Origin of the sequence: Gimesia chilikensis, from assembly GCF_007744075.1 — a bacterium.
GTDB classification, from domain to species: domain Bacteria; phylum Planctomycetota; class Planctomycetia; order Planctomycetales; family Planctomycetaceae; genus Gimesia; species Gimesia chilikensis_A.
The window spans coordinates 3436828-3456852 of record NZ_CP036266.1; the positions used below are offsets into that span (position 1 = coordinate 3436828).

The following is a 20025-nucleotide window of genomic DNA, read 5'->3' on the forward strand; positions in this document are numbered from 1 at the left end:
CGCTTAGATATTCGAGAGCGTGGCGTGGGGGTGATCTTCATCCAGACGCGGAACGGTCAGCGTGAAACGGGAACCTTTACCGGCTTCGCTTTCGATGCTGATTTCTCCCCCATGTTCGCGGATGATTTTCTGACTGACTGCCAGGCCGATACCGGTGCCGCGGGCGCCCTTGGTGGATTCGAACAGGTTGAAGATTTTGCTGATCTGATCCGCAGGGATGCCGGGGCCATTATCGGAGACCATGATCAGGATCTGATCGGGTTTCGCGAGATAGCGGGTTTCCAGCAGAACGATCCCCTGCTCCAGTCCTTCGACGGCATCGATGGCGTTGATGACGATATTCAGGATCGCGCGATGAAGGCCTTCGTGGTCGAATACGCTTTCCGGCAGTTCCGGGTCCAGTTCGCATTTCAACTGAACGCCGCACTCTTCGGCACGGGCCTGCATCAGTTCGTGCACGTCTTTGACCGGCGTGTTGATGGAACCTGGTTCCAAGGCTGGCTTGCGTTCGGTACTGAAGGTCAACATGTCCATCACGAGGTGATAGATTTTGTTCTGGTTCTTCTCGACGATGTTCCACCCTTTACGGACAAGGTCTTCCTCAGACTTGTTGAGTCCCATGTCGATCAGGTAACTTCCGCCACGAACCCCTTGCAGGATGTTCTTGATATGGTGGCTCAGGGTGGCGATGGTCTGCCCCATGGCAGCAAAGCGTTCCGCTTTCAACATCGCATTCTGGAAGCGGTAGTTTTCAATGGCTAAAGCGGACTGACGACCGATGGCGACCAGGAGTCGCAGGTGTTCTTCGCTGAATTTTTCGACGGCGCCGTTCTTGAGCAGGACTTCGGGGTGGGAAGTCGTCGTGTCGACGTAGATGACGCCCATCAGTTCATGGCGGCCCTGCATAGGAACGCACATGGCTTCGCGAATGCCTGCCTGCAGAATGCTGCGGCCCCCTTCAAATCGTTGATCGCGCTGCGCGTCGGAGGTGCGGACCCCCTGTTTTTTGTTGAGTACGTAATCGACAATGCTGTGGGAGACCGGCATGCGTGCGCCGGACTTTTTCTCGGCACGACTGCTGAAGATCTGAGGTTGGATTTCACCCGACTGCGGGTCGGTGATCAGCATACAGCCCCGATCGGCGCCGACCGTATTGATGGTCAGGTCGAGGATGCGCTTGAGTAGTTCTTCCTGTGAAATTGTCGGGCTGACAGCGGCTTCTGCGATGCGGTACAGAGCCTGCAGGTCGTTTTGCACATCCTGCTGCTGGACTATTCCGGAGACATCTGCCGTGTCCAGTACCATGGAGTCAAACTCGTGATTGACTTCGTGGGTAATGCTGGACTGATTTGAATCCTCGCTGCTGATCAGGTCGATCTTTTCCGCCATGTAGCGGGAGTCTTCATCGATCGCCTGGCTGGAGAACAGCAGCAGACTGCGTCCGATCTGAATATGATCGCCGTTACTGAGCCGGGCGGATTGAACCTGGGTCCCGTTGACCATTGTTCCATTGGAACTGTTCTGGTCGGTGATGATGTAGGAGCCGTTCTTGAAGGAGATTGTGGCGTGCTGACGGGAGGCTTCCGTATCCAGAATCCGGATCTCGTTTCGCACTCCTCTGCCCACACTGGCAGGATCTGTTCCCAACTGGAAGCGGGTTCCGAGGTCCACTCCCTGGATAACCAGCAGGGTCGCTTTGCCCCCCTCTTGTGCGTTTTCTATCAGCCTTTTCATGGTCTCTGATTCTCAGTCGATGACTGGACCTGCTCATCAGGTAAACGTACGCTGCACCGAATTCCTGCAACCTGCGCGGTAATACATGAATTCAATGTGCAGTCTGTTTCAGTCGAGGAACGCCCGGGAAACGATTCCGTTTTCCTGAGTTCTCTGTGAAGGGAAATCCTTTACAGAAAAGCCCCTACGGAGAATCATATCTCAACCGGGAGCGCTGTTCAAATCCCAACATCCGTTTAGAGTGAGATCTGTCGGGAGAATCTGAGCGGACTACTGCTGAGATCGGGGCTGATTGAGCAGGCTTTCAATCGAATCGATCAGCTCTGCGTATTGAAATGGCTGGACCAGGAAGCGTGTGGACTGGTCAGTTTCGGGAGTGGCAGGAACTTTTACTGAACCGATGACAACTTTCGGGACTTCATTCCAGCCCGGCTGTGCTGAGGAAGAGGCGGCCAGGTCGTCACCGTGCAGAACGACAATGCTGGGCAGTTCGTTCTCGGTGATGACATCACCCGATTGTGGCTTGCGGATGCGATTAACGCGGCATCCCTGGGGTTCCAGGACTGCTTTCAGAACTTCTTCCGTTTCGTGTAATCCATCCAGGACGACAACATGTTGACCATTTACCACTTGAGGGTTCCTTCCCATGACCACGGTAAAGCCTGATGAGCTCCACAAATCCATTTGTCAATCAGGCAGGTCGGAAAGATAGCCTGTTCCAAAGTTTGTGTCAAAATCAGTTATGAGAGCTGAAATTGAGTTTTTGGAATTATGTAAACTTTACAACAGGACGTAGCGGTGAGTGGATTACCTGGTTTACCAGGCGGTCGGAGCCGGGAAGTTCTCGTTAAACATCGGTTCCTGGTTGATGTAGTCGTCTTCCCGTTTCATACTGTCCAGTTGAAGTTTACGCTGTTCCTGCTGGAGTTCTTCGCTGGAAATGGGGCCTCTGACTTCGGCCAGCGGTGCCACGTATTTGGGCTGTTTGACTTTTACGTCGGTCGGATAAAAGACGCCCCGGTCCTGTGGCGCAGCGGTTGCAGAGGCATCTGAGGCGGAAGCGATCGCAGTTTCAGGGTAGATTCGTTTGTGATAGGTGCTGCTGAAACCGGCGGGCTGATGATAGTCGGGAATGTTGCGGCACCCGACCTGCAGACAGGTCAGACCAAGCAGAATCAGCATGTATCTGCTGTATTGAGGCACCAGGATTCCCTTCCGAATAACAGAAAAAGCGGCCCTCAACTGGAGAGGGCCGCTTTCGTAATATCGGCGATTCAGGGGAAGGCTGTCGATTAAAAATCAGACAAATCCCGGAACCAGTGCTTAACCTTTGGCTGCCGCATAGCGTTTGGCGACTTCATCCCAGTTAATCACATTGAAAAATGCGGAGATGTAGTCAGGACGCTTGTTCTGGTAGTTTAGGTAGTATGCGTGTTCCCAGACATCCAGTCCCAGAATCGGGGTGTGACCTTCTGAAAGTGGTGTGTCCTGGTTGGGAGTGCTTTCAACAACCAGTTTGCCGCCATCGACGGAGAGCCAGGCCCAGCCGGAACCGAAGCGGGTGGCTGCAGCGTTGGCGAACTGTTCTTTGAAAGCATCGAAGCTGCCGAAGGTCGCGTTGATGTCATCACCAAGGTCACCACCGGGAGTTCCACCGCCGTTGGGGGACATGATGGTCCAGAACAGGCTGTGGTTCGCGTGTCCGCCACCGTTGTTGCGGATGGCAGTACGGATATTTTCGGGAACGGCGCTCAGGTCGCTCATCAGGTCTTCGATGGACTTGGAAGTCAGGTCACTGTGGCCTTCGAGTGCGTCGTTGGCTTTGGTGATGTAAGCCTGGTGGTGTTTGGTGTGGTGGATCTCCATCGTGCGGGCATCGATGTGAGGTTCCAGGGCATCGTAGGCATAGGGCAGGTCAGGAAGTGAGTAAGACATACGACAAACTCCTTTGTGTTTCGGTGTAATTAGTCTAAAGTTGTGAGTGACTTTACGTATATTGCCCGGCGTCTCAAATCCAGTAGATCATTAGACATAAACCGGATCTGTGTGCAAATACATCCTTCACCCCCATTGTAGAGGATTATCTGATTCTCACAACCAACTGGTCGATAAGTTTTCACATTGGCACCAGCAGCCTGCTTCCTGCCGATGTGCATAGTTGACGTTTAACCGGTGGGTTCTACAATAAAACCGTGCCGAAAAAAATTCGACAGAATTCTCCGGATTTGTAAAGGATCTGATTATGCACAGGAAAGCTCTGGTTGCTTTACCCGTATTCAATGAAGAACGTCATGTGATCGAGGTTTTGACCGAAGTCCGCAAGTACGCCGAGGCGATTCTGGTCGTCGACGATGGTTCTTCGGATCGGACTCCAGAGCTGCTCAAAGAAGTGTCGGGCATCGAAGTTCTCACGCATCCGGAAAATCGTGGATATGGTGCCGCTCTCAAAAGCGCCTTCGATTACGCGGTCGCGCACCAGGATGAATACGATATCCTGGTCACCATCGACTGCGATGGTCAGCACGAACCCACCCTGCTCCCGAATCTGGTCCAGCAGATTCGCGAACAGCCTGTTGACGAACCAATCGACATGCTTTCGGGCAGTCGTTATCTGAAGCAGTTTGATGGTGCCAGTATTCCTCCCGAAGATCGTCGGCAGATTAACGTCGCCGTCACGCGTCGGATCAACGAACAGCTGGGCTTTGATCTGACGGATGCCTTCTGTGGTCTGAAGGCGTACCGGGTCGAAGCACTGGCAAAGTTCAACGTGACCGATCTCGGCTACGCGATGCCGCTGCAACTCTGGGTTCAGGCCGCTGCCCACGGAATGAAGATTGTTGAATTCCCCGTTCCGCTGGTCTACCTCGAAGAAGAACGCAGCTTCGGTGGTTCGCTCGATGATGCGATCAAACGCAAAGCATATTACGATGAAGTGCTCGACCGGGAAATGCAGGCAGCCGGGCTGACCTGCTGTGCCTCTGATTGTTGTAACGATCGTACCGATTCTTTCAGCGAGTAATCTGCCGGGTATTCGGTTCAGATCAGCCTCTGCGGATGCATCGGACGATTTCCCTCTGAATTCAATTCAAAAGGACTCGACAATCAGTTGTGCACTCATCAAACTGAAAGCCGCTCAACCATACCGCTCGGGCGGTGGTTCTGTTATGATAGGGCTGATTGACGGATCTTCTCGCCTGCCCGTACCTGATTTTGATTCATTCCGCACACCCGTAAAGCGTTGAAATGTCATCAGTGACTCCTTTTCCCTGCCAGAATCCTGAATCCCGATTTACATCCAGTTCCGCGGTGCCGGAACCGGTGTGGGAAAAACAGGATCTGCGTGTGCCCCGCTCCGACGATGTGGTCTTTTCGCGGCCCGACCTTTCGGAGATCATCGCGGATGCTGAAGCGAACCGCAGCATGTTTGAAGCCTGCTCCCGGGAACGGAGCGGCAAAATTATTTCCAGTCTGCGGAGCTGGGCCCGGAAAGCGGTTCTGGAAGAAGCGGCCCGCTACACCAGCGAGTTGACGGGGACCACCGTCGAATTACCCGCCGATCTCGACGAACGTCTGCTGTTCATGACGGGGCATCAACCGGCGCTGTTTCACCCGGGCGTCTGGGTAAAGAACCTGCTGGTCGGAAACGTGGCCCGGCAGACCGGGGGCCTCAGCCTGAACCTGATCGTGGACAATGACCTGGTGAGTACGACTTCGATTCGAGTACCCCAGGGGACACAGGCTGATCCGGAGCTGGTCGAAATCCCTTTTGATGAAACCATTGAGAAAAAGCCCTGGGAAGAGACGACCGTCCAGAACCGGGAGCTGTTCTGCTCTTTTGAGAAACGCGTTAGCGAGGCACTCCAGCAGTGGCCCGACCTGGGAGCCCCCCTGCTGCAAGAGATCTGGCCGGCTGCCGTCGCGCAATTGGAAACTTCAGATCGCCTGGTTGACTGTCTGACTGCTGCCCGGCATGCAATGGAATCCCGGTGGGGCGTTGAGAACCTGGAACTGCCCATCAGTCGTCTCTCGGAAACCGGACCGTTCCTCTGGTTTGCCTGTTACCTGATTCAGAATGCGAGTGCGTTCCGCAAGATACACAATGAAGTCCTGGGAGAGTACCGCAAGGTCAACCGGGTCCGCAGTAAAACACATCCGGTGCCCGAACTCTCTGAGTCTGAGGGCTGGGTAGAAACCCCGTTCTGGGTCTGGCAGGCCGGCGCCACTCGACGGCATCAGTTGCTCGTTAAACGGGAAGATCAGGAAGTATTGCTGTCGGACGGTACGCGTGAAATCGCCCGCTTACCGCTCAGGGAACAGTGCGACCTGTCAGCGGCGATCGAAGTGTTGAAACAACTTCCCGCACAAGGCATCCGCCTGCGAACGCGGGCGCTGACCACGACGCTGTTTGCCCGGTTGTTTCTGGGCGATCTGTTCGTGCATGGTATCGGCGGCGCCAAGTATGATGAAATGACCGATCGGATTTTTACCCGGTTCTTCCATCTGGTGCCTCCACGCTATCTCACACTCTCTGCGACCCGTTACCTCCCCTTCTGCGAGGCCTTTAATGTGCAGGAGTGCGATGAAACCTGTCTGAGACGGATCCTGCGGGATCTGGATTTCAACTCGGATCGGCACCTGAATCCGGAGCAGCAGAAGACAGCAGCTCCCCTGCTGGAACGCAAACGGGCGTTGATTCAGGAGCAGGAGGCTGCTCCCGATGAAGAGTTAAGCCCGGCTGCCCGCCGACGTGAGAACCGACAGCGGTTCCGCGAAATTCGCGAAGTCGACGCTGCTCTGGCTGAACTGACGACACAACTGCGAAGTCAGGTCGAAGAAGATCTGGCGACCATTCAGAAACAGCGGCAGGCCAATCAGGTCATTCAGAGCCGCGAGCTTTCGTTTGTGCTCTACCCCGAAGCGACCCTGAAGTCTCTGTTCGAGAAGCTGGTTGTTGAATAACCATTGCTCGAACCTCTCTCAGTTCCAGGTTACTCCCCTGCTTTCTGGATCCGTTCAAACAGGAACTGATGGCGAGAGTTGAATAACCGTCGGTATCCCAGCACGACGGAGATGACCGTCCCCAGTGCGGTGCCGGATGCAATCAGGAACATGATCACAATCTGGTACTTCACCGATTCCAGCGGACTGGCACCAGCGAGAATCTGCCCCGTCATCATCCCGGGCAGCGAGACCAGGCCGACGACCATCATGGAATTGATAATCGGCGTCATACCGGAGCGGACCGCATTCTGCAGAGCCTGTCGAGCCGCTTCATTGCGGGTGGCACCCAGCGTCAGTTTGAGTTCCACCTCGGCCCGGCGGAGAACGAGTTCTTCACTGAGTCGATCCAGGCCCAGTGAAATTCCATTGAGGGTATTCCCGAGGATCATTCCCAGTAAGGGAATCAGATATTGCGCGGGACTGTCGGACCAGCTGTGCGGCGGAATGACGACCGTCAATGCGAAGCCGGTCACCAGCCAGGAACTTGCAAAGACCGCAACGATACTGTTGAGCCAGATGCCCGGGTAACGCCGCTGGGAACGTTGTACCGCGGTGATCCCCGCGATGAGGGTCATCGTAAACATGAGCGCGGCGATGACCGACCACCAGGAGAGCTGAAAGATCCAGTCCAGGATCAATCCGATCAACAGCAGTTGCACGATAGAGCGGAGTGTGGCTATCAGTAACCGCTTCTCCATGTCGAGCTTGAGCCAGACGGAGATGATACCGTTCACCAGAACCAGCGACGTGGCGAGAACCAGATTGAGGGTTGTTAAGTCGTACATGAAACTTGCTCGGGACAGACCGGGGGATGCGGGTTCAGCAGAAACGCAATTCAGTTTACGAACAGGGATTGTAGCAGAGGCTGCTTCATTTTTTCATCTCGAGGGCTTAATCGGATCTTCAATTTGCAGTGTTTTCCCGTCTTTTCTGAATTCGCAAGACCTTAACTTTCCATTCATCAGCAGCGAATAATTTTCTGGTAGTATCCCCCGCCATAATGAAATCAGAAAAACAAAAAGAGGTGCACACAGCCGGAGTTGTGCCAGGCATGCAGGGCATGCGTTATCGCGGAGCAATGTCATTAAGGAGGATGATATGATCGTGTCCGAGGAACGGGAATCCACAACGGCTGGTCGCGAGATACGCACGATCTTTGTCAGTGATGTCCACCTGGGCTGCATGCACTCACGGGCGGAAGAATTTCTCGCTTTTCTGAAAGCCCACAAGCCTGAGTCCCTGTATCTGGTGGGGGACCTGATCGATGGCTGGAAGCTTCGCAAAAAATGGCGCTGGCCTGAAAGCTATAACGCGATCCTCGATCGTGTCGAAGAGCTGAGTTCCTCGGGGACCGAAGTTTTTTATACTCCCGGAAACCACGATAATTTTCTCCGCGACTTCGGCAAGCGGTTTGGCTTTGTAACCCTCTCCGATGAGTTCGTGCATATCACGGCGGACGGGCGGCGTTTCCTGATTATCCACGGAGACCAGTTCGATAAATTCGAGACTGGTGCCCAGTGGCTCTCGGTGCTCGGATCGTTCGCGTATGACATTCTACTGACCGCGAATACCCTGTTTAACCGGGTCTTTCGACGCAAGGGACAGGCGAAGTTCGCACTCTCTTCCGCCATCAAGTCGCGGGTTAAACAGCTGATGCGGTTCATCAGTGATTTTGAACAGAAGCTGGCCAGCCATGCCCGCAAGCGGTTATGCGAGGGTATTATCTGTGGTCACATTCATGCTCCCAATATTCTCGATATTGACGGGATTAACTACTGCAATACCGGGGACTGGGTCGAGCACTGCACTGCCTTGATTGAATACAGCGACGGCGCGTTGGAGATTGTGTACTTCGATCAGAATGTCGCACCCGTGAAGAAACCAACTGTGAAAACCAGGACCGCGGACCAGGGGGTGAGACCCCAGATCGAGGTCGAAATGTCAGGACTGCTGAGTCGGTTCTGGAAACGTTGTCATCCCCTCAGGTTGATCAGACGCTGATCAGCCTTTTTTTATTGTCCAGTCGGAGCAGATTCCATGATTGCAGAACGGATCAGTCGTAAGAGTTTTCAATGGGTTCATCAGGGAAACCTCGTTTATAACACCTGCTGGGAGGACCCGCGCCTGGACCGCGAAGCGTTAAAACTCGGACCGGACGATGAAGTCATGGTGATTACATCCGCGGGGTGTAATGCCCTGGATTATCTGCTCGACGAACCGCGACGGGTGCATGCGGTGGATATGAATCCCAAGCAGAATGCGTTGCTCGAACTGAAGCTGGCTGCGATTCGCAACCTGGATTTCGAAGACTTTTTCGATCTGTTCGGTCGCGGGAATTCTGCCAACTGGGAGCACCTGTATGGTCAGAAGCTGCGGTGCGAGCTGTCCGTGCTCACGCGAAAATACTGGGACCGGCATGGGGATTTCTTCTCCAGCGAAGGCAAACGCCCCAGCTTTTATTTTCGCGGCTCTTCCGGTCTGTTTGCCTGGATGGTCAACGGTTATATCGACCGGGTGGCCAAGATCCGGGAAGATATCAATTCCCTGCTCTCCGCACAGGACATCGATGAGCAGACCTCGATTTATCAGTCGCGCAATCTGAATGAACAGCTTTGGACGCGGATGATCAAATGGTGGATGCGTCGCGATCTGACGCTATCGATGCTGGGTGTGCCCCGGGCGCAACGGACTCAGATTGATCAGGGTTATCCGGGCGGGATTGTGCAGTTCGTGATCGATCGGATCGAGACGGTCTTCACCAGTCGCTCGCTGCGGGACAACTATTTCTGGCGCGTCTATCTGACGGGTAGTTATGATCCCGAATGTTGTCCGGAGTATCTCAAACGCGAAAACTTTGAACGGCTCAAAGGAGGACTGGTCGACCGGATCAGTGTGAATACGAATACCGTGGAAGGGTTCCTGAACCAGCACCAGGGTACGATTTCCCGTTATGTGCTGCTGGACCATATGGACTGGATGGCTGGAGCACAGCCTCAGTTGCTGCAGAGTGAGTGGCAGGCGATTGTGAACCGGGCGGCTGAAGAGACGCGCATAATCTGGCGGAGTGCAGGTATGCAGGTCGATTTCATCGATCCGCTGCAGGTGCAGCACCAGGGAGAGACAACCCGGGTGGGAGAAATGCTCCGTTACCAGAGTCAACTCGCAGACGAACTGCACGAGCGGGACCGCGTGAATACTTACGGTAGTTTTTATATCGCCGATCTGCAGGTCTGATCTGATGCCGAAGAAGAAGCGGCTTTTACTCGCGCGGAAAGGAATCGCCCGATGAGTTATCTGAGTGGACGCTGGAATGATGTCCGGACGCTGTGGCATTTGCTGGCTTCACGGATCGAAGGGCAGACGCACGCGGAGCGGCTGGACTCTTTCTATTCCGGACAGGCAGCGGGCTATGATCAGTTTCGACGAAAACTCCTGCATGGTCGTTGTGAATTATTCGAAAGTCTGCCGGTTCCCGAGAATGGCGTCTGGGTCGATCTGGGAGCCGGGACGGGAGAAAATGCTGAACTATGGGGCCCGCGCCTGCATGAGTTTCGTCAGGTCTACCTGGTCGATCTCTGTCAGCCTCTCCTGGATGTCTGTCAGCAGCGGATTACGGACCGGGGCTGGGAGCGGGTGTCTGCGGTTTGCGCGGACGCCACGCAGTTCTCGCTTGCGGAAACGGAGGTGGACCTCGTGACGTTTTCCTATTCCCTGACGATGATTCCCGACTGGTTTCAGGCTGTGAATCGGGCCTGGGAGTTATTGCGGCCGGGTGGGAGGCTGGCGATCGTCGATTTTTATGTCTCCCGTAAATACCCCGCTGATACCCTGCGACGGCACAACTGGTTTCAACGTCATTTCTGGCCGACCTGGTTTGCCGGGGACAATGTGTTTCTGAATCCGGACCACCTGCCATACCTGCTCGACCGGTTTGAACTGGTTTCACTGAAAGAGTGTCAGGGAAGTCTGCCGTTTGTGCCTCTGCTGAAAGTGCCTTATTACAGTCTGATTGCCCGTAAACCCGCCTGACCATTAAACGGAATCTATTGTGACTGTCGTCGGCTGCCCTCTGCGCTCGGTTCCGATTCTGTTATGATACGCGCTGTGTCACGAATGAGAATCAGAGCCACGTACAGGATGCCGACCAGATGTTGATTGAATCACTGCAGAATCCATCGCTCTTCGCACATGAGGTAGACGACTTCCAGGTCCTGGAGACACATATCTCCTGGGTACTGTTGACGGGGCCTTATGCATATAAACTCAAAAAGCCGGTCGATCTGGGCTTTGTGAATTTCACCACACTCGCTTTGCGGGAGCAGTACTGCCACGAGGAAATTCGGCTGAATCGACGTCTCGCGCCCGATTTGTATCTCAAGGTGATTCCCATTACCGGGACTGAAGCGGCACCGGAACTGGATGGCGCGGGGGAAGTCATCGATTACGCTGTGCAGATGCTGCAGTTTTCTCAGGATGATCTGCTGAGTAAAGCGATCGGGGACGGTCGGTTAACCGCCGGGCACATCGATCGCCTGGCTGAAGAAGTCGCGGAGTTTCACGGCCGGGCTGCGGTCGCGGATAGTGACTTGCCTTATGGAACGCCGGATAAGGTTATGGCGCCCGTCAAGGAAAACTTTCGGCACGTGGACGAGTTATTCGGCGATGATGACGAGGTCCGCGAAATGGTGGAGCAGATTCGCACCGAGAATGACCGCTGGCATGAATCCGCAAAAGGCTTGCTGGCGGAGCGGAAATCGCAGGGCTTTATACGGGAATGTCATGGGGATATGCACCTGGGGAATATGATTCTCAATGACGACGGGGTGACGATTTTCGACTGCCTCGAGTTCAACGCCGACCTGCGGTGGACCGACGTGATGAGCGAGGTGGCGTTCGTGGTGATGGACCTGGAAGACCGGGGACGTCCTGACTATGCGATGCGGTTTCTGAATCGCTACTTCGAACTGACGGGAGACTATGCTGGTGTGCCCCTGCTGCGGTTTTATCTCTCGTATCGGGCGATGGTTCGCGCCAAGGTGGCGGCGCTACGACTGAGTCAGCATGAATTTTCCCCAGCTGAAACCCGGGAGATCCGTGAGGAGTTCTGGTCTTATCTGAAACTGGCTCGCAAGTATGTGACGCGGGATGAACCTTTATTAATTCTGACACACGGCGTTTCGGGAAGTGGAAAATCGTATGGGACCGGGCTGCTCTTAGAAGGGATGCCGGCGATTCGCGTGCGTTCGGATGTGGAGCGGAAGCGATTACAGGCGGAGCAGGAGATTCCCGACGAGCGTCTCTATACATCCGAAGTGACCGAGCTGACCTATCAGCGGCAGGTGGAACTGGCCGAGACGATTCTGGACGCGGGCTGGTCGGCAATTGTCGATGCGACGACGCTCCAGGTCTGGCAGCGTTCCCTGTTCAGAGAACTGGCGTCAGCGCGGGGAGTCCGGTTTGTCCTGCTCTGTTTTGAGGCTGAACAGGATGTGCTGGAGCAGCGGATCGAAGACCGGCAGGCGTACGAAGAAGATCCCTCAGATGCGACTCGGGATGTGCTGCAATTGCAGCTTGATGTACGGGAACCGCTGACGACCGAGGAACAAGCGGTTTCAGTCGTCCTCCCTACAAAGCAGGAATGGACGACTGAAATGCTGGTTCAACTGGTGACTGGTTAGACACCGAATGCTGGAGGCAGCGGTGAACTATTCCGTTTCTGAAATCCAGGTGCGGGCGGCGTCCAGTTCGTGCAGGTCGAAGTATTTGACCTTGGCGGAGGTGAAGGGTTTGCAGAACATGGCCATGCCCTCTTCCCATTTCTTCTCGCCGACCATGGCCAGTTTGCCGATGTCTTTGAAGTGCTTGAGGTCGAACTTGATGTCTTCCCAGATGGCTTCCATGGACCAGCCGTGGAAGTCGTGGAGAACGACCAGCATGTGCAGGGGGCCGTGCTGCTGGATCAGTGTTTCAATCGTGGGGGTAAAGTCGTGGTAATCTTGCTTGACCAGCTTACCGGACATGTTGATTTCCACGTAGTTCTCAGTCTCGTGGTGTATGATTTCAAGTGACATCGGTTGTCTCCTTTAAAGGTGAGAGAAATACTTACAGTCTCCAGCATAATTAAATCAGGGCTGGTTTCCAATTCGTAATGGACAGATTTCACGGTTCCTTGATAAACCTGATTGCCCTGGTTCAGGCGGTTGTCGGAACCGGTGCCAGGGTGCCGGCTGGAAAGGTCATGATCTGTGTGGCGACACGTTCTGCCTGTGTGTGATCGTGGGTGATCCAGACGAAGGCCGGACGCTGGTTTGAGGTCTCAAGCCACTGTTGAATGATCTGCTCAAACTGCCGCGTGGTTTGCGGATCGAGGCCGGACGTCGGTTCGTCCATCAACAGGATCTGTGGGGCGAGAATCAAAGCCCGCAGCAGAGCGACGATCTGCCCTTCTCCCCCTGAGAGGGCACTGGATTTCCGCTTGAGAAACCCGTTGGGCCGTTCGAAGGAACTGAGCAGTTCCAGAACCGCGTCGACATTGTTGGATTTATCCTGGTTGATATGAAACTGCAGTGCGAATTTCAGATTGCTTTCTACGGTTCCTTCGATGAGGACGGGCCGCTGCTGCAAATAGACGACCTGGCTGCGGTAGGCGGGCAGGTCCTTGTCGGCGACGGGGGCATTCTGAAACAGAATGTCTCCCGCCTGGATTTCATCCAGCATGGCCAGAGATCGAAGGAACAGCGATTTTCCCGAACCCGTGGGGCCGACAATCGCGATCCGATCGCCGGGATGGACCTTGAGTGACAAATCGCGGACGAGACACTCCCCTGCACTGGTCTGACGGCCGATCGAGCGGGCTTCCAGTAGACAATCCTGGTCTGGTTCCGTCGCGTCACTCAAGCGATCTGCTCCACTTCGATCTGATCGTAGAAGGTTTGCATCCGCTTTTCCGACAGGCGGGCGGGCAGGAGTTGTGTCAGGTTGTCGGCAGCGGCCGCCATTCCCCGGCGGATGGCATCGGGGACCGGTTTGCCGCGATGCAGGGCCACCGCGATGCCCGCTGCCAGGCTGTCACCACAGGCAATGGGATTGACGACTTCCGCCCGAGCGGGTGTGAAGCGATAGACGTGTTCCCGCGAGGTGGCCCAGAGGGTGTCTTTGCCCTGCGAAATCACGACCCAGGTGGCGCCCCGCTGGTTGATCTGCTGCATGCCTTTAATGAGCGCCTCGGTATCAGCGAGTTTGGTCATCAGGGTGCGTTCCAGTTCCTCATGATTGGGTTTGACCAGGAACGGTTTTTCTTCGAGGGCTGCTTCCAGTTCCGGTCCGCGGGCGTCGAGAATCACGGGACAATGTGTCTCGGCGATCAGATCGCGGTAAAAGCTGGAGGGGGTGCCTGCGGGAAGCGAACCGGTAAGTACAACCACCTGGGCAGACTTGAGGTGCTTCAGGTATTCCTTCTTGAAAGCCGCCAGCTCCTCTGCAGTGATGGGTTGTGCGTTTTCAACCAGTTCGGTGGTCTTGCCGGTGGAACGATCCAGGATCGTCGTGCAGACCCGGGTCGGCGTCTGTTGCGGGATGACGCAGGATGAGACGCCCAGCTGATCGAGTTCGTTTGAGATCAGCTCCCGCGCGAAGCCTCCCGCCGGGTAGATCGTCTCGCAGGGAGTTCCCAGGTGCCGGACTGCGATGCCGACGTTGATGACCTTCCCGGAAGAGGCCCATTGCGCAGACTGACAGCGGTTGACCTCACCTGTTTCCAGGGAGGTCACTTCCAGAATCTGCTGCCAGGCCGGGCTCAAGCCGGCTGCGATAATCATGGTATCAATCCTTTACAAAGATAAACGGGAAAGGGGTCAGGGAACGAGTTCGCCGCGGAGCATAATCTGGCCCACGCGAATGCGGGTTCCCTGGTATTTGGGAGATTTCAATTCTTCATCCGGATTTTTGAGGCGAAACGCGACCGGAGTACGGTCCGGCTGCTCGGGATGAATTTCAACGGTCACGGTATGAATCTGGTTCGGGTCCAGGTTCTGTGCCAGTCGAAGCGTCGAAATTCGATGGTAGGTGCAGTAGCTGTCAAAGCGGGCTACCGGTTTCTGGCTCGGCTTGCCGTCGACAGTGATCAGGACCTGTCCCCCGTCGGGGCCGAGCAGGTCGTAGAGGGCTGCCTGGGTTCCGCGGAAGCGGAAAGTGATGCGACTGCCGGGTTCGTCAGCTTCCCAGATCTGCCCCATGCGATTGCCGAAGCGTTTCTGCAGAATATTGTCAGCGGGCAGCTTCTTCCAGTTGCCGGTGAGCATGGATGGTTCGAGGGGAATCATCTTGGCATTGGTCCAGTGGCTTTTGACGAAAGGCTGTTTCAGCTTGTCGGCATGATTGACTGGTTGAGAGTCGTTTTCCATTTTCTGGATAGCGTCGCCAATGACTTCGGTGTAGATCTCGTGTCCCTGGTCCAGCGGGTGAACACCATCTTTGGAGAACTGGATAATGCCGTCTGCCAGCGGCTTGTCGGACTGAAACTTAAGTTTCCCCTGCTGTTCGAGTTCGGCAATTTTGAGGGCGACATTGATGGACGGGATGCCGTAATGGTCGGCCAGGAGTTCCATGGCGGAAGCGGCCCGCGGGCATTCTCCCTCGCGGAGTTCCTTTTCGTAGTTCACGCGGAAGGTATAGACGAAGCAGATATCGGTCTGCGGATTTGCCTGCCAGATCTGTCGCACGATGCCATCCATCGAGTCCCAGATGGCCTCGGGTTGACGTCCCCCGTCATTGACGGCGAATTCGACAAAAACCAGATCGGGTTTGTGATCGAGGACATCGCGCTGGAGTCGAAAGACGCCCAGGTCACTGCCCGTTCCCCCGATGGCAGCGTGGATCTCGTGAATCCTGGCTTTGGGGAATGCCTCCTTGAGCCACTTGGTCGTTTTGACGCGCCAGCCGTTGGCTGCTGTGATGGAGCCGCCGAGATAGGCAACGTTGACTTCTTTTCCCTGCTGCAGTTTCTGAAGCACATTGCCGAGACCCTGGCGGGGTTTCACCAGTTCGGCTTTGACGGCGTGGTAAGCAGGCGGTGCAGCCTGGATTGAAAACAGAGCGGATAAGAGGAAGAGTCCAGCTGTGAGCAGCTTCAAACAGGACAGATGCATAGCGCGGTATCTCCGGAGGCAGACTTGCGAGTAAAGTATCAGTTAACAGGCCCAGTTTAACCTATCAGCAGGCAGATTGAAATGAGCGCGCACAGTCCAATTCACAGAGCGGATTATTCAAGAAGCCTCAGTAATCTTACAGAAGATCCTGCAGGATACCGGTCAGTTCGTCGTCGGAAATTTCGCGCGGATTGCCCCGCATGCTGTTGCCCCGGGAATCAGCGACGAGTGTGGGAATCTGTTCGCTGGTGACGCCCAGCTCTGAGAGTGTCGCAGGAATGCCGATACTGGCGTTTAAGGCTTCGATTTGCTGAATCAGGGAATCGGCGGCGTCGGCATCCGAGAGGGAGAGTCCGGGATCGAGGTGGCGGGCGATTTCTGCGTACTGCATTTCACAGACACTGCGGTTGGCTTTGAGCGTCGAGGGGAGCATGACGGCACAGGCGAGTCCGTGTGGAATGCGACAATGGGTTCCCAGGGCGGGGGCGACGCCGTGTGCCATGCCCAGTCCGGAGTTGGCGAGTGCGATGCCGGACAGCAGAGCGGCGTGAGCCATGCTCTCGCGACCCGTGCGGGAGTTGCCATCCGCGACAGCTTGCGGCAAGGCGGGGATGGCCAGCTTCAGACCCTGCAGGCTGAGTGCCTGGGGGATGGGTTGGGCCCGGCAGGAGATGTAGCTTTCCAGTAACTGGGTGATGGCATCCATGCCGGTGCGGGCGGTGATTTCGGGGGGTACCGAACAGGCCAGCTTCGGATCACAGAGGATGATATCGGGAATCATCTCGGGGGAACGCAGGCTCTTCTTGAAAGTGGGGGCGTAGCTGGAGATGACTGCGTTCTTGGTGGCTTCGCTGCCTGTGCCTGCCGTAGTGGGAATGGCCATTAAAGGGAGCGGTTTTGCTTTGAGTTGCAGCCCCTGCCCGACCCCTTCGAGGTAATCGAGGACGGTTTCGCTTTCCCGGTTGGTGATCATCGCGGCACACGCTTTGGCGAGGTCGATGCCGGAACCGCCGCCGATGCCGATCAGAAAGTCCCCTGCTCCCTGGGTATGGTGCTGGAGGATGTTCGTGACCTGGTCGACATCGGTTACTTCGGGTTCATGCGAAATCGTACGGATGTGTTCGCTGGAGATGCCCGCGCGGGAGAGCAGCGATTTCAATTCGTCCAGAACGCCGTTGGTTTCCAGGGAACGTGAGCCGGAGATAATCAGTGCCCGACTGCCCAGGGATGCGGCCAGTGTGCCTGCTTCCTGGAAACGATCCCAGCCAAAATGAATCTGCGGGGGAGCAAAGAAATCGTAGTGCATGGCGCTGTCTTTGTTATTAGAGAAAAATTCAGCCCGTGGCTTGCGTTGGTGACACTTCACTCGTGGGACAAGACATAAAAAAAGGGATACACTGAAAGGAGTGTATCCCCGGGACCGTATGAACTACGGTGTGTTACTTCTGCTGCAGTTCTGCTTCGATCGTTGAGACGACTTCTTTGGACTGCGGATTGGTGCGAGTCGGGAAGCGGGCAGCGATATCGCCGTCACGGCCGATCACGAACTTTTCAAAGTTCCAGCTGATAGGACCGGAGGATTTCGGCTTGGTGTTCTGAGAGGTCAGATACTTGTAGAGCGGGTCAGCGTCTTTACCGTTGACGTCAATCTTGTTGAACATGTCGAAGGTGACGCCGTAGTTCTTGGTGCAGAATTCAGAAATCTGAACCGAGGTTCCGGGCTCCTGGGCACCGAACTGGTTGCAGGGGAAACCGAGGACAACCAGACCTTTGTCTTTGTATTTTTCGTGCAGCGACTGCAGGTCTTTGTACTGGGGAGTCGCACCGCATTTGCTGGCGGTGTTGACGATCAGCAGAACTTTGCCCTTGTACTTGCTCAGATCAACGTCTTTGCCTTCCAGGGACTTCATGGTGCGATCGAGTACGGGGGGAACGGATTTCTTATCATCCTGACCGGCAATCAGAGTGGAACAGGTCAGTGCCAGCATGCTTGCCAGCAGGGTCATGGTCGTGAGGCTTCTCATCAATCTCTCCCTCATTTGGGATCCGGGCAATGTGCACGGCTCGTAAGTTAATAAAACAGACACAGGATGCTTTTCGTCGCCTCATGCGAGAACACTACGATCCCTCCAGTGTTATCGAATCAGAATGATAACCTTACTCAAATATTACATTGATGCCTGAGTAGAATCAATTGCACAGAAGTGTTTCCTGCAGGTATTGCAGGTGGGAAGCTGATTTATTTGAAGCGGACAGCTGGTGGATTAGGGAGAATAACGGCTTCAGGAGAGACGGTTGGCGAGGTTGGCTTTGTGGTAGAGGGTGCCCAGCAGTTCCGAAATGGGGAAGTCATCGTTGGTGCTGCTGGCTTCGATTTCGAGTTCATTCACCCAGCGGTTGCGGAGGTCTTTCTCGAGTTGCTCGCGGGCCGAGCTATTGAGTTCCTGGAAGTCGAACAGTTCCACGATATAGTGTTCAGAGGTATTGTCTGCATCCGGTTTGAGGGTGAAGGCGAGATGGGCCAGTGGTTCCCTGGCGATGATAAAGTCTTCGAAGGGAGCCAGTTCGAAAGATTTTTCCAGTTCGGAAATCAGGCAATGCTGAAAGGTTTCGTAGGGACGCTTCCGTTCTCCGGGGAGCATGAATTCCTGACGTTCGTAGTTCCAGTGGACCAGCCAGTGAGGCTTTCCCTCGATGGTAGTCTGAAACAGGATGAATGCACCAACAAAGTTGCTCATTGTTGTCGGTTAACCTTTCGCGGGAGGATGCTGCGCTCTGGATGTTGAAACTAGATGGCCCAATCGAATTTTATCATCACAGCAGATTCAGATGTTGTTGATTTCAGCGAAAACATGCTCATCCTCGAAGAAAGTGAGCGCAGAGCCCAGATTCCACGCTATTAGGGGAACCGCAGATTTGTGGAATTCTGAGGGAAATTCAGATTTTATGATCTTTTTCCTGTTTCCCATTGCATGCGTAGAATGGAAATTGTAGAATTACGCATAAGAGCTCACGTATGTAAGGTGAGCCCACAAAACTAATACAATCCCCCAAGACACCTGCCCCCTACACACCCGCCCCTGAAGGCAAACATTGTTGAGCCAACACTTTGGACCGTGTTTCGCCTGAGCGTAAGAAGGTTCCTTTAATGAAAATTCATCTTATCAGTGATCATCCCGATTTACCGGATATCGAGGTCAGTGTTGATGAGTTACCCGTTGTAATGGGAAGAAGTAACAATTGTGATCTGCGTGTGCTGGATCCGATGATGAGCCGCCAGCAGTGTGAATTGACCTTCCTGAACAACTCCGTTCGCGTACGTGACCTGGAATCGACCAATGGTACGATCGTGAACTCGGAAACCGTGCATGAAGCACCCCTCTACCCGGGCGATATTCTGACCATCGGAATGGCCAACTATGTCATCAGTTACTATGATGGCGAAGGTCAGGAAAGTTTCGAAGAGAGCTATTTCTCCGAGAATCCAGTTTAACAATTCCGCCTGAAGGCGGACCTCTCCCCTGGCTGACAGTGTAGTGGAATCGATTCCTGCACGTTGAATTTCTACTGAGAAATCGAAACAGCCATGTCTCACTCTGAAGAACTGTTTGATGTTGTCGATGCCGACGACCGGGTCTTGGAACAACTGCCCCGTTCCGTCGTCCACGCCCGCAAGCTCCTGCATCGTGCCGCAAATATTTTTGTCTTCAATTCCCGCGGAGAACTGCTGTTGCAGTATCGCGCCGCGACCAAAGACGAGTACCCACTGACCTACACCTCTTCTGCTTCCGGTCATCTGAGTGCCGGCGAGGATTATGCCGAGTCGGCTCGACGTGAGATGCAGGAGGAGATCGGCATCACGACGCCCCTGGAGCGACTGGCGAAATTCCCCGGAACACCCCATAACGCTTATGAGCATACGGTACTGTTTCGCACCGTTTCCGATGGCCCCTTCATGTTTGATCCGGTTGAGATTGAACGCGCGGAATTTTTCAGTATGGCCGACATCGAACGTATGCTGGAGGAAAACGCGGAAGGTTTCACGCCCCCTTTCAGGCAGCTTTTTCGCTGGTACCGGGCCTGCTACCGGGATTGAGCGTCTGCACGGAAACCTGCGGGAAGTTCAGCGGGGGACATGGCAGGA

At 54.8% G+C, this 20025-nt stretch carries 20 protein-coding genes; 8 read left to right on the forward strand and 12 right to left on the reverse strand.

Annotation, left to right across the window (positions count from 1 at the left end):
• Positions 1 to 3 precede the first annotated feature (3 nt).
• The 4 genes from HG66A1_RS12995 to HG66A1_RS13010 form a co-directional block, all read right to left on the reverse strand.
• Positions 4 to 1734, reverse strand: coding sequence for an ATP-binding protein (locus HG66A1_RS12995; RefSeq protein ID WP_145184347.1), 1731 nt, complete (start codon positions 1732 to 1734; stop codon positions 4 to 6).
• Between the two features lie 270 nt (positions 1735 to 2004).
• Positions 2005 to 2364: a hypothetical protein gene (locus HG66A1_RS13000; RefSeq protein ID WP_145184350.1), complete on the reverse strand. Its 360-nt coding sequence runs from the start codon at positions 2362 to 2364 to the stop codon at positions 2005 to 2007.
• Positions 2365 to 2550: 186 nt separating this feature from the next.
• Positions 2551 to 2916 (reverse strand): hypothetical protein, encoded by a 366-nt coding sequence (locus HG66A1_RS13005; RefSeq protein ID WP_145184353.1) that lies wholly within the window; start codon positions 2914 to 2916, stop codon positions 2551 to 2553.
• A gap of 141 nt (positions 2917 to 3057) precedes the next feature.
• Positions 3058 to 3669, reverse strand: a complete 612-nt coding sequence (locus tag HG66A1_RS13010; protein ID WP_145184356.1) for a superoxide dismutase — start codon at positions 3667 to 3669, stop codon at positions 3058 to 3060.
• Positions 3670 to 3976: 307 nt separating this feature from the next.
• Here HG66A1_RS13010 and HG66A1_RS13015 point away from each other — a divergent pair, with 307 nt between their 5' ends.
• Positions 3977 to 4753 carry a glycosyltransferase family 2 protein gene (locus HG66A1_RS13015; protein WP_145184359.1) on the forward strand — a complete coding sequence of 259 codons (777 nt, stop codon included), beginning with the start codon at positions 3977 to 3979 and terminating at the stop codon, positions 4751 to 4753.
• Between the two features lie 224 nt (positions 4754 to 4977).
• Positions 4978 to 6693: a hypothetical protein gene (locus HG66A1_RS13020; RefSeq protein ID WP_145184364.1), complete on the forward strand. Its 1716-nt coding sequence runs from the start codon at positions 4978 to 4980 to the stop codon at positions 6691 to 6693.
• 29 nt (positions 6694 to 6722) lie between these two features.
• Here HG66A1_RS13020 and HG66A1_RS13025 read toward each other — a convergent pair whose 3' ends face one another.
• Positions 6723 to 7520, reverse strand: a complete 798-nt coding sequence (locus HG66A1_RS13025) for an ABC transporter permease (RefSeq protein ID WP_145184367.1) — start codon at positions 7518 to 7520, stop codon at positions 6723 to 6725.
• Between the two features lie 313 nt (positions 7521 to 7833).
• On the opposite strand from HG66A1_RS13025, the gene HG66A1_RS13030 reads away from it, so the two are divergent.
• The 4 genes from HG66A1_RS13030 (at position 7834) to HG66A1_RS13045 (ending at position 12413) form a co-directional block, all read left to right on the forward strand.
• Positions 7834 to 8736, forward strand: coding sequence for a UDP-2,3-diacylglucosamine diphosphatase (locus HG66A1_RS13030; protein ID WP_145184369.1), 903 nt, complete (start codon positions 7834 to 7836; stop codon positions 8734 to 8736).
• Positions 8737 to 8772: 36 nt separating this feature from the next.
• Complete coding sequence (locus tag HG66A1_RS13035; protein WP_145184372.1) at positions 8773 to 9969, forward strand: DUF3419 family protein; 1197 nt, start codon at positions 8773 to 8775, stop codon at positions 9967 to 9969.
• A 51-nt stretch (positions 9970 to 10020) separates the two neighbouring features.
• Positions 10021 to 10764 (forward strand): class I SAM-dependent methyltransferase, encoded by a 744-nt coding sequence (locus HG66A1_RS13040; protein ID WP_145184375.1) that lies wholly within the window; start codon positions 10021 to 10023, stop codon positions 10762 to 10764.
• 119 nt (positions 10765 to 10883) lie between these two features.
• Positions 10884 to 12413 (forward strand): AAA family ATPase, encoded by a 1530-nt coding sequence (locus HG66A1_RS13045; RefSeq protein ID WP_145184378.1) that lies wholly within the window; start codon positions 10884 to 10886, stop codon positions 12411 to 12413.
• Between the two features lie 27 nt (positions 12414 to 12440).
• Here the strand turns inward: HG66A1_RS13045 and HG66A1_RS13050 are convergent, their stop codons facing one another.
• From HG66A1_RS13050 to HG66A1_RS13080, 7 genes are all read right to left on the reverse strand, one after another.
• Positions 12441 to 12806: an STAS/SEC14 domain-containing protein gene (locus tag HG66A1_RS13050; RefSeq protein WP_145184381.1), complete on the reverse strand. Its 366-nt coding sequence runs from the start codon at positions 12804 to 12806 to the stop codon at positions 12441 to 12443.
• 121 nt (positions 12807 to 12927) lie between these two features.
• A complete protein-coding gene (locus tag HG66A1_RS13055; RefSeq protein WP_145184384.1) occupies positions 12928 to 13632 on the reverse strand; it encodes an ATP-binding cassette domain-containing protein in 705 nt (234 codons plus the stop codon).
• Positions 13629 to 14552: a 1-phosphofructokinase family hexose kinase gene (locus tag HG66A1_RS13060; RefSeq protein ID WP_145184387.1), complete on the reverse strand. Its 924-nt coding sequence runs from the start codon at positions 14550 to 14552 to the stop codon at positions 13629 to 13631. Before HG66A1_RS13060 ends, HG66A1_RS13055 begins: the two co-directional genes overlap by 4 nt.
• 36 nt (positions 14553 to 14588) lie before the next feature.
• Complete coding sequence (locus HG66A1_RS13065) at positions 14589 to 15881, reverse strand: SGNH/GDSL hydrolase family protein (protein ID WP_145184390.1); 1293 nt, start codon at positions 15879 to 15881, stop codon at positions 14589 to 14591.
• Positions 15882 to 16017: 136 nt separating this feature from the next.
• Positions 16018 to 17187, reverse strand: coding sequence for an iron-containing alcohol dehydrogenase (locus HG66A1_RS13070; RefSeq protein ID WP_145184393.1), 1170 nt, complete (start codon positions 17185 to 17187; stop codon positions 16018 to 16020).
• 133 nt (positions 17188 to 17320) lie between these two features.
• Positions 17321 to 17905, reverse strand: a complete 585-nt coding sequence (locus HG66A1_RS13075; RefSeq protein WP_145040476.1) for a glutathione peroxidase — start codon at positions 17903 to 17905, stop codon at positions 17321 to 17323.
• A gap of 258 nt (positions 17906 to 18163) precedes the next feature.
• Entirely contained in the window at positions 18164 to 18619 is a 456-nt protein-coding gene (locus tag HG66A1_RS13080; protein ID WP_145184396.1) for a hypothetical protein, read from the reverse strand.
• Between the two features lie 410 nt (positions 18620 to 19029).
• Here HG66A1_RS13080 and HG66A1_RS13085 point away from each other — a divergent pair, with 410 nt between their 5' ends.
• Positions 19030 to 19374, forward strand: coding sequence for an FHA domain-containing protein (locus HG66A1_RS13085; RefSeq protein WP_145040480.1), 345 nt, complete (start codon positions 19030 to 19032; stop codon positions 19372 to 19374).
• Between the two features lie 93 nt (positions 19375 to 19467).
• Complete coding sequence (locus HG66A1_RS13090; protein WP_145184399.1) at positions 19468 to 19977, forward strand: NUDIX hydrolase; 510 nt, start codon at positions 19468 to 19470, stop codon at positions 19975 to 19977.
• Positions 19978 to 20025 lie beyond the last annotated feature (48 nt).

Bases quoted from the DNA above. Each gene is read 5' to 3' on its own strand.
- HG66A1_RS13015 (WP_145184359.1), top strand. From the start codon at position 3,977: ATGCACAGGAAAGCTCTGGTTGCTTTACCCGTATTCAATGAAGAACGT.
- HG66A1_RS13080 (WP_145184396.1), bottom strand. From the start codon at position 18,619: ATGAGCAACTTTGTTGGTGCATTCATCCTGTTTCAGACTACCATCGAG.
- HG66A1_RS12995 (WP_145184347.1), bottom strand. From the start codon at position 1,734: ATGAAAAGGCTGATAGAAAACGCACAAGAGGGGGGCAAAGCGACCCTG.
- HG66A1_RS13010 (WP_145184356.1), bottom strand. From the start codon at position 3,669: ATGTCTTACTCACTTCCTGACCTGCCCTATGCCTACGATGCCCTGGAA.
- HG66A1_RS13045 (WP_145184378.1), top strand. From the start codon at position 10,884: ATGTTGATTGAATCACTGCAGAATCCATCGCTCTTCGCACATGAGGTA.
- HG66A1_RS13060 (WP_145184387.1), bottom strand. From the start codon at position 14,552: ATGATTATCGCAGCCGGCTTGAGCCCGGCCTGGCAGCAGATTCTGGAA.
- HG66A1_RS13005 (WP_145184353.1), bottom strand. From the start codon at position 2,916: ATGCTGATTCTGCTTGGTCTGACCTGTCTGCAGGTCGGGTGCCGCAAC.
- HG66A1_RS13050 (WP_145184381.1), bottom strand. From the start codon at position 12,806: ATGTCACTTGAAATCATACACCACGAGACTGAGAACTACGTGGAAATC.
- HG66A1_RS13065 (WP_145184390.1), bottom strand. From the start codon at position 15,881: ATGCATCTGTCCTGTTTGAAGCTGCTCACAGCTGGACTCTTCCTCTTA.
- HG66A1_RS13025 (WP_145184367.1), bottom strand. From the start codon at position 7,520: ATGTACGACTTAACAACCCTCAATCTGGTTCTCGCCACGTCGCTGGTT.
- HG66A1_RS13070 (WP_145184393.1), bottom strand. From the start codon at position 17,187: ATGCACTACGATTTCTTTGCTCCCCCGCAGATTCATTTTGGCTGGGAT.
- HG66A1_RS13090 (WP_145184399.1), top strand. From the start codon at position 19,468: ATGTCTCACTCTGAAGAACTGTTTGATGTTGTCGATGCCGACGACCGG.
- HG66A1_RS13040 (WP_145184375.1), top strand. From the start codon at position 10,021: ATGAGTTATCTGAGTGGACGCTGGAATGATGTCCGGACGCTGTGGCAT.
- HG66A1_RS13075 (WP_145040476.1), bottom strand. From the start codon at position 17,905: ATGAGAAGCCTCACGACCATGACCCTGCTGGCAAGCATGCTGGCACTG.
- HG66A1_RS13030 (WP_145184369.1), top strand. From the start codon at position 7,834: ATGATCGTGTCCGAGGAACGGGAATCCACAACGGCTGGTCGCGAGATA.
- HG66A1_RS13085 (WP_145040480.1), top strand. From the start codon at position 19,030: ATGAAAATTCATCTTATCAGTGATCATCCCGATTTACCGGATATCGAG.
- HG66A1_RS13035 (WP_145184372.1), top strand. From the start codon at position 8,773: ATGATTGCAGAACGGATCAGTCGTAAGAGTTTTCAATGGGTTCATCAG.
- HG66A1_RS13020 (WP_145184364.1), top strand. From the start codon at position 4,978: ATGTCATCAGTGACTCCTTTTCCCTGCCAGAATCCTGAATCCCGATTT.